Origin of the sequence: Tenacibaculum caenipelagi (assembly GCF_004363005.1) — a bacterium.
In the GTDB taxonomy this organism is placed as follows: Bacteria; Bacteroidota; Bacteroidia; order Flavobacteriales; family Flavobacteriaceae; genus Polaribacter; species Polaribacter caenipelagi.
This window is the reverse complement of the sequence record NZ_SNYH01000007.1, coordinates 90,568-102,574: the sequence shown is the minus strand read 5'-3', so window position 1 is coordinate 102,574 and position 12,007 is coordinate 90,568. Positions and strand designations below refer to the sequence as shown.

The 12,007-nt window shown below is 30.4% G+C and carries 14 protein-coding genes; 7 read left to right on the top strand and 7 right to left on the bottom strand.

The window, feature by feature from the left end; all coding sequences use genetic code 11:
* Positions 1-36 precede the first annotated feature (36 nt).
* Positions 37-2,364, bottom strand: coding sequence for a TonB-dependent receptor domain-containing protein (locus DFQ07_RS14685; protein WP_133538009.1), 2,328 nt, complete (start codon positions 2,362-2,364; stop codon positions 37-39).
* A 212-nt stretch (positions 2,365-2,576) separates the two neighbouring features.
* Here DFQ07_RS14685 and DFQ07_RS14680 point away from each other — a divergent pair, with 212 nt between their 5' ends.
* Genes DFQ07_RS14680 through DFQ07_RS14670 form a run of 3 tightly spaced genes read left to right on the top strand, consistent with a single transcriptional unit; the run spans position 2,577 to position 4,854 of the window.
* Positions 2,577-3,647 (top strand): sensor histidine kinase, encoded by a 1,071-nt coding sequence (locus DFQ07_RS14680; RefSeq protein WP_243743997.1) that lies wholly within the window; start codon positions 2,577-2,579, stop codon positions 3,645-3,647.
* A gap of 7 nt (positions 3,648-3,654) precedes the next feature.
* Positions 3,655-4,365, top strand: coding sequence for a LytR/AlgR family response regulator transcription factor (locus DFQ07_RS14675; protein ID WP_133538008.1), 711 nt, complete (start codon positions 3,655-3,657; stop codon positions 4,363-4,365).
* Between the two features lie 18 nt (positions 4,366-4,383).
* On the top strand, positions 4,384-4,854 hold the full coding sequence (locus tag DFQ07_RS14670) for a regulatory protein RecX (RefSeq protein WP_133538007.1): 471 nt from the start codon (positions 4,384-4,386) through the stop codon (positions 4,852-4,854).
* Here DFQ07_RS14670 and DFQ07_RS14665 read toward each other — a convergent pair.
* Positions 4,841-5,365: a hypothetical protein gene (locus DFQ07_RS14665; RefSeq protein ID WP_133538006.1), complete on the bottom strand. Its 525-nt coding sequence runs from the start codon at positions 5,363-5,365 to the stop codon at positions 4,841-4,843. The genes DFQ07_RS14670 and DFQ07_RS14665 overlap by 14 nt on opposite strands.
* Before the next feature lie 183 nt (positions 5,366-5,548).
* Between DFQ07_RS14665 and DFQ07_RS14660 the strand changes: the two genes are divergently transcribed.
* The 3 genes from DFQ07_RS14660 (at position 5,549) to DFQ07_RS14650 (ending at position 7,789) form a co-directional block, all read left to right on the top strand.
* On the top strand, positions 5,549-6,514 hold the full coding sequence (locus DFQ07_RS14660; protein WP_133538005.1) for an NAD-dependent epimerase/dehydratase family protein: 966 nt from the start codon (positions 5,549-5,551) through the stop codon (positions 6,512-6,514).
* Between the two features lie 113 nt (positions 6,515-6,627).
* A complete protein-coding gene (locus DFQ07_RS14655; RefSeq protein WP_133538004.1) occupies positions 6,628-7,218 on the top strand; it encodes a thioredoxin family protein in 591 nt (196 codons plus the stop codon).
* Positions 7,219-7,309: 91 nt separating this feature from the next.
* Entirely contained in the window at positions 7,310-7,789 is a 480-nt protein-coding gene (locus DFQ07_RS14650) for an ABC transporter ATPase (RefSeq protein WP_133538003.1), read from the top strand.
* Here DFQ07_RS14650 and truB read toward each other — a convergent pair.
* Genes truB through mce form a run of 5 tightly spaced genes read right to left on the bottom strand, consistent with a single transcriptional unit; the run spans position 7,784 to position 10,863 of the window.
* Positions 7,784-8,467, bottom strand: a complete 684-nt coding sequence (gene truB / locus DFQ07_RS14645) for a tRNA pseudouridine(55) synthase TruB (RefSeq protein WP_133538002.1) — start codon at positions 8,465-8,467, stop codon at positions 7,784-7,786. The two genes, DFQ07_RS14650 and truB, sit on opposite strands and share 6 nt — an antisense overlap.
* The gene (locus DFQ07_RS14640) at positions 8,468-9,262 is read right to left on the bottom strand and encodes an undecaprenyl-diphosphate phosphatase (RefSeq protein ID WP_133538001.1); all 795 of its coding nucleotides are present in this window, start codon (positions 9,260-9,262) and stop codon (positions 8,468-8,470) included. It abuts the gene before it with no gap.
* Positions 9,263-9,264: 2 nt separating this feature from the next.
* Positions 9,265-9,507, bottom strand: a complete 243-nt coding sequence (locus DFQ07_RS14635; RefSeq protein WP_133538000.1) for a DUF3098 domain-containing protein — start codon at positions 9,505-9,507, stop codon at positions 9,265-9,267.
* 13 nt (positions 9,508-9,520) lie between these two features.
* On the bottom strand, positions 9,521-10,399 hold the full coding sequence (locus tag DFQ07_RS14630; protein ID WP_133537999.1) for a cell division protein FtsX: 879 nt from the start codon (positions 10,397-10,399) through the stop codon (positions 9,521-9,523).
* Between the two features lie 59 nt (positions 10,400-10,458).
* A complete protein-coding gene (mce, locus tag DFQ07_RS14625) occupies positions 10,459-10,863 on the bottom strand; it encodes a methylmalonyl-CoA epimerase (RefSeq protein WP_133537998.1) in 405 nt (134 codons plus the stop codon).
* Between the two features lie 232 nt (positions 10,864-11,095).
* Between mce and DFQ07_RS14620 the strand changes: the two genes are divergently transcribed.
* On the top strand, positions 11,096-11,791 hold the full coding sequence (locus DFQ07_RS14620; RefSeq protein ID WP_133537997.1) for a hypothetical protein: 696 nt from the start codon (positions 11,096-11,098) through the stop codon (positions 11,789-11,791).
* Positions 11,792-12,007 lie beyond the last annotated feature (216 nt).

Genomic DNA, 12,007 nt, shown 5'->3' with positions numbered 1-12,007 from the left:
TGTTTTTAACCCTTTTTTAATTCAAAAAGCAGAAGTTTAATCAGGTAAACGATCTCTATCTTTTTTAGTTCTGTTAAAACGATAAGTAAAACTTACAGAAGTATACCTACCAATAGGTTTATCGTACCTAATAGCTCTATAATTTTCACCAGTAATTAACTGTTTGTTTATATGAGAATCAAAAATGTTATTCATGTTTAGGGTAAGTGTAGCTTTGTCGTTCCATAAATCTTTACTTACTCCTATGTTAGCTCTATACTGAGCTTCAGTAAAAATTTGCCCGCTTTGTCTCTTTCCAAGATAATTTAAGCTAGATTGAATAGTTAATCTTGAAAACTTCATTCTAGAGTTTAAACGAGTAGACCATGTGTTGTCATCAACAGTATATATTCCTCTCTGATTAAAAGAATAGTAGTTGAACTCACTTGATAATCTCCACCATTTATAAGGAGAATATTGAATAGCTAACTCAGTTCCTAATCTTTTCTCTATTCCTGAGTTGATAGGTTTGGATATTAAGACTTCAAAAGAATTTGTTGATACCAAAGTTTCAAATACATTGGTAGTTCGTTGGTAATAAATTGATGGATTTAAGGTGAATTTGCTCCATCTTTTTAATAAACCTAACTCAAAAGAATTGGTATACATGGGGTTTAAATCTGGGTTACCTACGCGTATATTTCTGCGGTCAGATATTCCACCAAAAGGGTTTAGGTGCCAAAAACTAGGACGTCTAATTCTTCTACTATAACTTAATTGTAAATTGGTAGCTTGATTAAAGTTGTAGGTTAAATGTGCAGTAGGGAATAAATCGGTGTAATTTTTATTAGTTTTAAACTGATTGTTTCTGTCGGTACTTCCAGTATTAGCATGCTCAGCACGTAAACCTAATAAATATTGTAGTTTGTTTTTTTTGTTTCCATATTGAACATAGGCTCCATAAATACGTTCATTATATTTTAATAAGTTATTTAAACTATCAATTATAACAGCATTATCCCAAACTTTATAGTCGCTGTCAATATTTCTAATTTCTCCTTTTATCCCCATTTCTACATGTGATTTTTCTGAGATAGGTAGTTTAAAATCAGTTTGAAATAAAAAATCTTTGCTACTTTCTATGTCTCTACTTTGTAAAATATTTATGGCTGAGGTCGTAGGGAATTGTTGTTGTTCTTTAACTAATTCATTTTCGTCATCATTCCAAAAATCGTATTGAAAGTTAGCGGTAAATTTCTGCCCTTTTTTAGCAAATGTTTTTACGTAATTTAATTCAATTTGATTTACTTTTTGAGGTTCTTTATATGATTCTTGTGTAGTAAGAATACTATCTGTTTGTTGTGTGTTGTCTAAAAAGTTAAAGGTATAATCAACATTGTTTTTACTTGTATTGTTTCTATGGTAGTAACTTAGGGTAAGAGTGTTTTTATCATTAATGTAATAATCACTTCCAAAATAAAGGTTAAAAGTACTACGGCTTCTAGTAGTATTAGTTACCCTGTTAGAATAAGAAGTTACTACCCCATTATTGAGATTAGTTCTGTTCAAATAACCATTTCCATCGAAAGACATATAACGATAACCAATATTAGAAAATAAATTGAATTTTTCTTTTTTGTAATTCATATTGTAGTTGATGCTATGATTGTTAGGAATTCCTGTAGTTAACTGTAAAGAGCTACCAAAACCACCACTTTTATTTTTCTTTAAAATGATATTGATAATTCCAGCTGTTCCACTTGCGTCATACTTAGCAGAAGGATTCGTAACTACTTCAACCTTTTCTATATTCTCAGAAGGAATTGATTCTAAACCATTATTTGCTGTTAAAACAGAAGGTTTTCCATTAATTAAAATACGAACATTCGGATTGCCTCGTAAGCTTATACCTCCTTCAATATCTACATTTACTGATGGAACATTGTTTAAAATATCATTTACAGAACCCCCTTTAGAAATTAAATCCTTTCCTACATTAAAAACACGTTTGTCTAATTTATATTCAGTGGTAGATTTTTCTGCTACAATCTCTACTTCATTTAAAGTTTGTGCGTCTTCCTGCAAAAAAATAGTTTGTAATGATTGACTCTGAGTAAGTGTAATATTATTTATTGAATGATTTTTAAAACCAATAAATTCAACTTTAATATTGTAATCTCCTTTTTTAGTATCGATAAAAAATTCTCCTTTATTGTTAGTCGACTCACCTGCAACAATTTCATTTGTGGTTGGGTTGGTTAAAATTACAGTAGCAAACTCTAAAGGTTGTTTTGTGTTTTTTTCTACAATTTTACCTGTAAGTGTTACCTGAGCAGATAACTGAATAGAGATAAATACTATAAGGGTAAATAAAAACTTTTTCATTATTACTTAATATTTGAATTATGAGGCAAATATGAGTTGAACAAACATGCGGGTTTATTGTAATAGATAAAACACTACAAATAATCGACGTATAAAAAACTATTCAATATGTGAAGAATTTAAGGCTTAAAAAAGCTTTATTCAGGAGGTAAAAGCTCTAGTTTGTCGATTTGGGATTATAAATACTAGAGCTATTTATATATTTACAAACTATGATTACAAGAACAGCAGTTATTAAGTTTTTTTCAGAGAGTAGAGTATTACAACACGTACTATTTTGGTGTGTGTTTCTTGTTTTAGACTTTCCTAAAGACTCACTTATATACCAAGAAGAGTTTTCTTTTTTAGGAACTTTTGTGATGTCTATGTGTCATATGATTCCCAAGATAATTACATCTTATTTCTTAGCCTATTATGTTATTCCAAAGTTTTTATTGAGGAAAAAATATGTAATGACAGTTGTTTTGTTTTTAATAGCAACATATTTATTTGCAGCGTTTAATAGAATCTTGGTTGTACATGTAGGAGAAACATTAATAAGAAAAGGAGTGTTTACACAAGAGCCTATTTTGGAGATTTTAATCGATTGGAAAAAGTTGTTGTTTGGTTATATTCCGAATATGTATTTAACAACTTTGATTTTTCTTTCAGTAAAATATTTTATGGATTATAAGAGAGTTAAAGAAAAAGAACTGGTATTTGAAAAAGAAAAAACGGAAGCAGAATTAAAAACATTAAAAGCACAATTAAACCCACATTTCTTATTCAATACCCTTAATAATATTTATAGTTTGTCTTTGAGTAACTCGCCAAAAACACCAACCTCAATAGGTAAATTATCAGAAATGTTAGATTATGTATTGTATAGGTGCAATACCAAGTTTGTATTACTTTCTAATGAAATTAAATTGATAGAAAACTATATAGAGTTAGAAAAACTAAGGTACGACTCACGTTTAAAAGTTTCCTTAATAAACTATGTAGAAAAAGATATCAAGATACCACCATTGATATTGCTATCGTTAGTTGAAAATGCTTTTAAACACGGTGCAGGAGAAGATAGTGGGTCGCCTGAAATTAAAATTGAGCTTTTAAGCTCAGAGGATAGCTTTAAGTTTAAAATATCTAATACGGTTTCCAAAGATTATGTCCTAAAAAAAGAGAGTATAGGCTTGTTAAACGTTAGAAAACAATTAGATTTAATCTATCAAGACCAATATAGCTTGACAATAGAGAATGAAGGAAATGAATTTAATGTAGTTTTAAAGATTTATTCAAATTAAAAAGTTGATGAAAGTAAAATGTTTAGTGGTTGATGATGAGCCTTTAGCAAGAGAGTTAATAGAGAATCATATAGCAAAAATACCAGCGCTTGAAATAGTTGGGAGCTGTGATAACGCCCTCAAGGCTTTTGAAATAATAAGCTCTCAAGAAGTAGATTTATTGTTTTTAGATATAAAAATGCCAAATATTACAGGAATAGATTTTTTAAAAACAATTAAAAACCCTCCAAAAACAATTTTTACAACAGCCTACAGAGATTACGCCCTTGAAAGTTATGATTTGGAAGTGCTAGACTACTTATTAAAACCAATAACTTTCGAGCGTTTTTTTAAAGCAGTAGATCGTTTTTTGAGGTCAAAAAAGGAGAGTGATATATCTATAATTAAAGAAAGCGAAAACACAGAAGAGTTTTTGTTATTGAAATCAGGAAGTAAGTACTACAAAGTCTTTATTGGAGATATATTATTTATAGAGAGCTTAAAAGATTATGTAAAAGTGCATATTGTTAATGATAAACGGGTTGTATCTAAGTATAAGATAAGCGATATTGAAGAAAAATTAAATAGTAATTTTTTAAGAGTTCACAGATCGTATATTATCAATACGAATAAAATATCAGCTTTTACAATTAACGATATTGAAATAAACTCAAAAGAAATTCCAATAGGTGCTAGTTATAAAGAAGAAGTGATTTCATTTTTGAACAAGTGGAAGTAGAATTTATATTTTCGCACTATGAGTAAACAGGTTTTTACAGTTGAAGAAATAAAGAGAAAGATAGAACACTATTGTGTGTATCAAGATCGATGTCATAAGGAAGTAGAAGAAAAACTGAAAGAATATCGATTAATACCAGAAGCCAGAGAGCATATTTTGTTGCATTTATTAGAACATAATTTTTTAAATGAAGAACGCTTTGCAAAAAGTTTTGCAAGAGGAAAATTCAGAATAAAAAAATGGGGGAAAGAACGAATAGTTAGAGAATTGAAATTTCGAGATATCTCTGTCTACAATATAAAATCAGCATTAAAAGAGATTGATGAAGACGAATACATAAAAGCCTTGTACGAGTTGGTTGAGAAAAAGAATGCATCTATCTCAGAAAACAATCAATTTAAAAGAAAGAAAAAAATAGCTGATTATCTTCTATATCGAGGATTTGAAAGTAATTTAATATACGAAGCTTTAAAAACTATTGATTCTTAAATAAGCTATCTAGGTTTATCTCGCTGTCAAATTTTTCTTTAGCGTAAACCGTATTAATTTTATCATTAACACTTCCAAAAATCATCATAATTTTTTCAACTTCACTATTTACTTCATCAGCTGTGATAGAGGGAATGAAAGTCATATCAGCTAAACGTAAGGTTTCATTTTCAAAAACATTAATACGAGCCTTAAAAGCGGGTGTTTTAAGAACTTCTATGTTTAAACTATCTTTAAGTTGCTTAGTAAGTACTTTAAGCTCTAAAGCGTTGTTTAAAGCCTCTGTAGGTGTTGTGTTTTTTAATTCTTGTAAAAAGTCATCAACTATAAAATACTCTTTCCAAGGCTTAATTTTTTTTAAGTAGCTTTCGTTTACTTTAGAGTAATCAGCGTGCTTAACCGAAATATTCATTTCAGTTTTAATAGGTAATTCTTTCTTTTTTGTTTCCTTTTTTTGACAAGAGGAAACAAAAAGAATTAACGAAGCAATAACAAATAAAAACCGACTCATTTTACTCAAATAATTAAAGGGTAAAAGTACACATTTTACCTGGTATTACCTGTGAGGTTAAATTATAAGTTTGAAATCAGTAGGTTAGCATTCTGTATTGTAGATAGTTAAAAAAGAATAAATACTTTTTGCGAAATCTTAAATTTAATAACTTTGCGACCATATATTTTTGAATAATTAAAAATGAGTGATACCATATTAATTTTAGGAGCTTGCGGGCAAATTGGAACAGAATTAACCCAGAAATTACGATCTATCTACGGAAAAGAGAATGTGATTGCTTCAGATATTAGAGAAGGAAATGCAGAAATGATGAGTTCTGGTCCTTTTGAAATTATCGATGCCACGAATCAAGAGCAAATTTTAGGTGTTATTCAAAAATATAAGGTTACTCAAGTGTATTTAATGGCAGCAATGTTATCAGCAACTGCTGAAAAATATCCATTAAAAGGTTGGGATTTAAACATGACTTCATTGCTAGCTGTATTAGAGTTGGCTAAAGAAAAGCACATTCAAAAAGTATATTGGCCTAGTTCTATGGCAGCATTCGGGCCAACTTCACCAAAAATGAATACTCCACAGCAAACTATTATGGAGCCTTCTACAGTATACGGTATTAGTAAGGTCGCAGGTGAGCATTGGTGCAATTATTACCATGAAAAATACGGAGTAGACGTACGTAGCATTCGTTACCCAGGAATTATTAGTTGGAAAACCTTACCAGGAGGAGGAACAACAGATTATGCAGTTGACATTTATTTTGAAGCTATAGAGAAAGGTACTTTTGAGTGTTTTTTATCAGAAAATACTCGTTTGCCAATGATGTATATGGATGATGCTATCAATGCAACCATTCAGTTAATGCAAGCAGATGCCGAAAATATTAAAACCAGAACTTCATATAATTTAGCAGCAATAAGTTTTACACCAAAAGAAATTGCTGAAGAAATTAGAAAATACATTCCTGAATTTACAATTACTTACAATCCAGATTTTAGACAAGCCATTGCAGATAGTTGGCCTCAGGTCATCGACGATTCTGTAGCAAGAAAAGATTGGGGGTGGAGACACCAGTTTGATTTGGCGTCTATGACTAAAGATATCATTACCAATTTACAAGCTAAGGCAGAAGAATCAGCAGAAGTGTAAGGTTGTATTTATGCTTTCGTCTATGTTATTCAAGTTTTATAGTGAAGTGTAACTTAGGTTACATATTCTTTATTATAGATGAAATATTTTTGTAATAACAATATATGTTAACGATGAAAAAAATTATTCAAAATAGCTTAGAAAGAGCATTGTCTTATACAGAATACAGAAATTTAGTAAGCGGTTTGTTAGCAGAAGGAAAATCTACTGGACCTAATCAGTCAGATGATTTATTAAACTATAGTAAGTTAAATGATAAACGTATGAAGCGTTTAGACAAAACGGTAAAATTAACCGAAGAAACACTTGCTAAAATTAAAGATGTAAAAGAACCACAAACTTGGTTGGTATTAACTGAAGGTTGGTGTGGTGATGCAGCACAAAATATTCCTGTGATAAACAAAATAGCAGAAGAAAATCCAAACATCAATTTTAAATTGGTTTTAAGAGATGAAAACTTAGAGTTGATGGATGCTTTTTTAACTAATGGAGGAAGATCAATTCCTAAGTTAATTGCTTTAAATAAAGAAAATGAAGTAATCAATACTTGGGGACCAAGACCTACTACAGCTACTAAAATGGTTGTTGATTATAAAGAGAAGCATGGTAGTTTAGATGCTGATTTTAAAACAGATTTACAAGTTTGGTACAATAAAAATAAAGGAGAAAATACGCAGGAAGATATAGTGTCAATGCTTCAGTAATAAAACATATAAAATAGCTAGAGATTCCCCTTTTTGTTTTTGTCGAAAAGGGGAATTGTTTTCTGTATCTTTGCGCCCATAATGAATAAATATGTTTGTAGAATTCAGTAGTTTATCAGAAGAGGCAAAAGTTTGGGTATATCCATCAAGTAGAAAATTTTATACACAAGAAATTGACGGGCTAAAAGAAAAGTTACAAGGTTTTGTAGACGGGTGGAAGTCTGAAGATGCTGATTTCAAAGCTTCTTTTGAACTGAAATACGATCGTTTCATTATTTTTTCTGTTGAAGAAGGTTCAGTATTAACGAATGCAGATATTGATAAACAAGTAGCATTTATTTTACAACTACAACAAGAATACGAAGTAGAGTTGTTAGATAAGATGAATGTGTGTTTTAAGCAAGGAGAATTTATTCAGTACAAAGACGTTAAAGAATTTAAAAAGTTGCTTAAAAAGAAGTCTGTATCAGCTAAAACAATAGTTTTTGATAATTTGGTACAAACTAAAATAGAATTAGAAAATTACTGGGAAGTACCTATTACAGAAAGCTGGTATAGTAGATTCTTATAAGTTCTCTATAAATTCATCAACACTTAACGCATTATCTACAGAAAAATCTCCAATTTTAGTTCTTCTAAGAACAGATAAATGTGCTCCAGAATTTAAAGCTTCTCCGTAATCGTTAGCAATAGAGCGAATATAAGTTCCTTTACTACATACGATTCTAAACTCAACATTAGGTAAATCAATTTTAGTGATCTCAAACTCGTTAATTTCTACTTCACGAGCTTTAATTTCAGTAGTTTCACCTTTGCGGGCTAATTCATATAAACGCTTCCCATCTTTTTTAATTGCAGAAAAAATAGGTGGTTTTTGCTGAATTTTACCAACAAACTGCTCAGTAGTTTTATGGAGTAATTCTTCTGTTATATGTTCTATAGGAAACGTCTCATTAATCTCGGTTTCTAAATCGTAGCTAGGCGTAGTAGCACCAATAACAAAAGTACCTGTGTATTCTTTTATTTGCCCTTGATATTCGTCAATGTTTTTGGTTTGTTTACCAGTACAAATAATTAATAAACCAGTCGCTAACGGATCTAAGGTTCCAGCATGTCCGACTTTAATTTTTTTTATGTCAAAACGTTTGCGAATGTGCCAACGAAGCTTGTTTACCACTTGAAAAGAAGTCCATTCTAGAGGTTTGTCAATCAATAAAATTTGTCCGTTTTTGTAATCTTCCGCAGTCATTTAGAAAAATAAAGAATAGCCAATGGCAATTAAACCTACAATAGCACAGTATAAAGAAAAATACGATAATTTACTCTTCTTAACTAAAGCTATCATCCAAGTACACGCTAGTAAACCAGAAATAAAAGCAGCAATGAACCCTGCTGAAAGTGGTACAATTTCTGAACTATGAAAATTAATATCTCCACTTAAAATATCTTTAGCTACTTTTCCTAAAATTAACGGTACCACCATTAAAAAAGAAAAGCGAGCCGCTTTAGTTCGGTCTACACCTAATAACACAGATGTTGAAATAGTAGCTCCCGAACGTGAAATTCCAGGTAACATGGCAATTGCTTGAGAGATTCCTATAATTACTGAGCTTTTAAAAGAAACACTTTTGTTAGTGTTCTTAGCTTTATCAGCTAATAAAAGCAACACAGCAGTTACTAAAAGCATAAAACCTACTAATAAAATTTTTCCTCCAAAAAAGCTTTCCAATTCCTTTTCAAAGGCTAAACCAATTATCACAGCAGGAATCATAGAAAGAATAATTTTTACAGAAAATTGCATTTCTTCATTCCATTTAAATTGAAAGAGCCCTTTAAAAATTTCAGTAATTTCTTTTCTGAAAACAACAATTGTACTCAAGGCTGTTGCCGCATGTAGAACAACGGTAAAAGTTAAGCTTTCTTGAGGTACAGAGGTGTCTCCAAACAATGCTTTAGCTAATTCTAAATGTCCACTAGATGATACAGGTAAAAACTCGGTAAGTCCTTGAATAATTCCAAGGATGATTGCTTCTAATAAATCCATGCTTATTTTTTAGGATTGGCAAAAATAGCATAAATCTCAATACCAAAACCAATAATAACTAAGGTAGGAGCTAAACGAATTCTGCGCCACCCATAAATTTCAGGATTGAAAACATTTGGGTCGTCACTACCGCCACCTGCCATTAAAATAAAACCTAAGGCAATAACAGCAATACCAATTAACATAATGATATAATTTCGTTTACCGAATAGAAACTCTTGTTTTGGTAAATTGTCTTTTTTCATAATATTCTTAATACTAGTAGTATAAATCGTTTGTTTGTAGGTTTAAAAAACGTTGTGTGGCAAAGAAAGTACTAACCCATGTAATAAAAAAGGCAACTAGTATAATACCACCTGCAACATATCCTAAAGCTGTGTAATCTGTAAGTAATTCTAAAGTTGGAATGTACTCGTCAACATAATAGATTAAAATAGCTAATCCGCTAATTGCTATAAAAGCACCTAGCATTCCTAATCGTATGCTTTGCCAAATAAAAGGTTTACGAATAAAACTTTTGGTAGCACCCACCATTTGCATGGTTTTTATATTAAAACGTTTAGAGTAGATTGATAATCGGATAGAACTGTTTATTAAAATAATAGCTACTAACCCGAAAAATCCGCTTAGCACTAACAACCAAAAACTAATACGTTGAATATTTTTGGTTAATAATTGAACCAAAGGTTTATCGTAATTTACTTCAGCTACAAATTGATTTTTTCCAAAAGACGCTTCAAGTTCCGTCATTTTTTCAGGAGTAACATAATCTGCTTTTAAATAGATGTCAATTCCATTTTTAAGAGGATTGTCTCCCAAAAACTGTAAAAAGTCTTCGCCTAAATCTTTTTTGTACTCTTTTGCAGCCTCTTCTTTAGGAATGTAAACAACCTTGTTTACAAAGTTTTCTTTTTTGATAGATTCTTTGAGGCTTTTAACATTTTCATCAGTTACTTCATCTTTTAGGAAAAGTGTCATAACCACTTTTTCTTTAAAATGATTGGCAACTTTGGTCGATTTTAATAAAACCAATCCTAAAACACCTATCATAAAAAGGACTAAAGCAATACTAACCACAACGGATATATAGGAAGATTGTAATCGGCGTTTTTGAAAAGAATCAAAAGAGGTTGTCATTATTAAATACTAGTTTTAAGGCGTTGCAAGATACAAATATATAATCTTTAAAGTTTATCCTATTCTTCTATCTCTTGGCATAACTCAATTAATACACCATTAGTCGTTTTAGGATGTAAGAAAGCCACCAGTTTGTTGTCGGCTCCTTTTTTAGGAGTTTCATTTAAAACTATAAAACCTTCGTTTTGTAAACGCTTAATTTCTTCTTTTATGTTATCAACAGCAAAAGCAATATGATGAATTCCTTCTCCTTTTTTTTCTATAAATTTAGCAATAGGACTATTAGGGTTTGAAGCTTCTAATAACTCAATTTTATTAGGACCCGATTTAAAAAACGATGTTTTTACTCCTTCACTAGCAACTTCTTCAATTTTATAATGAGCTTCACCAAAAAGAGAAGCGAATAAAGCATTCGATTTTTCTAAATCTTTAACAGCTATACCAATGTGTTCAATTTTGTTCATAGGGTAAAAGTATGAAAAACTCTTCTTAAAAGTATTATAAAAAACAAGAGTATATGCCATGAAAAAACAAGAGTTAAAACATTTGTAGAGGCAAGGGGTTTTTCCTGTTTGTGAATTTACATCTTCGTTTTAAGTGGTTGGTAGTTGGGTTTTTAAAGGGTTTCTTGACGAAAGTACTTTTTTTATTAAAAAATAAGCGGTTATATTTAGGAAATCAAAAAATCAATTTATTATGAAAAAAACTAACCTACTTCAATTATTATTTTTAACTCTAGCAGTGAGTTTTGCTGTGTCATGTGAAAAAACTGACAGTAAATGTGATTGCGATGATTGGCGATCTCAAGTCCCTGAAGGGACATTTTGTTATTCAGATGAAGGAAGAACAAAAGAAATGCTTAACTATAAGGAAATAGTTGAAATGTTGTCGAATTATGACAGAACAAGAATTGCTCCAATAGAAAAGACTTTAGGTTATGAAGATACTCGTGCAAATACATTTGACTTTGCGCAATTTAAAAAGTACTTAGCGCATGTGGAAAATATGAGTAAAAAAGCTAATATTGAAATAACTGGTATTAGTTTTATATCTACCGCTAAAGAAAATCATAACAATACAGGAAAAAGTTATAGTAGTTTAATTTATATCCCTACAACGACCATAAATGATAAACAGATTGCTTTCGACCCTGTGCAATCAGCTAAACAAGGAAAATTAGTAACATTTAAAGAAATGCTAGCAAAGCATGGATATAAATGGATATATAATACTAAAGAAGAGTTTGAAAAAGGAAAAAGAGATGATTATAACTACAATATAAGAGTATTGAAAGAAAATAAAGCAGGGTTTATGTATGCTTCACCTCTTAATGATGAATCATTGAGTGGGGCAGGTAATCAGGCAAATTTAGAACCACCATACGCAAATTAACAAGATGGATTTGTTCAAGGCTCCTTTATATTCACAATTAATAGTAGCGCTATTAAGTTGTTTTTTTCTAATTAAAAGGAAATCTCCTTTCTTAAAGTTGTTAACTTTGTTTTTGGTGGTGACTTTTTTTGTTGAACTTACAGGAGCCTATTTAAGTAAGATAAGACAGCCAAATTTTTGGGTTTATCATTTTTATAATGCTTTTGAATATATAGC

Bases quoted from the DNA above. Each gene is read 5' to 3' on its own strand.
- DFQ07_RS14685 (WP_133538009.1), bottom strand. From the start codon at position 2,364: ATGAAAAAGTTTTTATTTACCCTTATAGTATTTATCTCTATTCAGTTA.
- DFQ07_RS14620 (WP_133537997.1), top strand. From the start codon at position 11,096: ATGAAAAAAACTAACCTACTTCAATTATTATTTTTAACTCTAGCAGTG.
- DFQ07_RS14635 (WP_133538000.1), bottom strand. From the start codon at position 9,507: ATGAAAAAAGACAATTTACCAAAACAAGAGTTTCTATTCGGTAAACGA.
- DFQ07_RS14630 (WP_133537999.1), bottom strand. From the start codon at position 10,399: ATGACAACCTCTTTTGATTCTTTTCAAAAACGCCGATTACAATCTTCC.
- DFQ07_RS14670 (WP_133538007.1), top strand. From the start codon at position 4,384: ATGAGTAAACAGGTTTTTACAGTTGAAGAAATAAAGAGAAAGATAGAA.
- DFQ07_RS14655 (WP_133538004.1), top strand. From the start codon at position 6,628: ATGAAAAAAATTATTCAAAATAGCTTAGAAAGAGCATTGTCTTATACA.
- DFQ07_RS14675 (WP_133538008.1), top strand. From the start codon at position 3,655: ATGAAAGTAAAATGTTTAGTGGTTGATGATGAGCCTTTAGCAAGAGAG.
- DFQ07_RS14665 (WP_133538006.1), bottom strand. From the start codon at position 5,365: ATGAGTCGGTTTTTATTTGTTATTGCTTCGTTAATTCTTTTTGTTTCC.
- mce (WP_133537998.1), bottom strand. From the start codon at position 10,863: ATGAACAAAATTGAACACATTGGTATAGCTGTTAAAGATTTAGAAAAA.
- DFQ07_RS14640 (WP_133538001.1), bottom strand. From the start codon at position 9,262: ATGGATTTATTAGAAGCAATCATCCTTGGAATTATTCAAGGACTTACC.
- DFQ07_RS14650 (WP_133538003.1), top strand. From the start codon at position 7,310: ATGTTTGTAGAATTCAGTAGTTTATCAGAAGAGGCAAAAGTTTGGGTA.
- truB (WP_133538002.1), bottom strand. From the start codon at position 8,467: ATGACTGCGGAAGATTACAAAAACGGACAAATTTTATTGATTGACAAA.
- DFQ07_RS14660 (WP_133538005.1), top strand. From the start codon at position 5,549: ATGAGTGATACCATATTAATTTTAGGAGCTTGCGGGCAAATTGGAACA.
- DFQ07_RS14680 (WP_243743997.1), top strand. From the start codon at position 2,577: ATGATTACAAGAACAGCAGTTATTAAGTTTTTTTCAGAGAGTAGAGTA.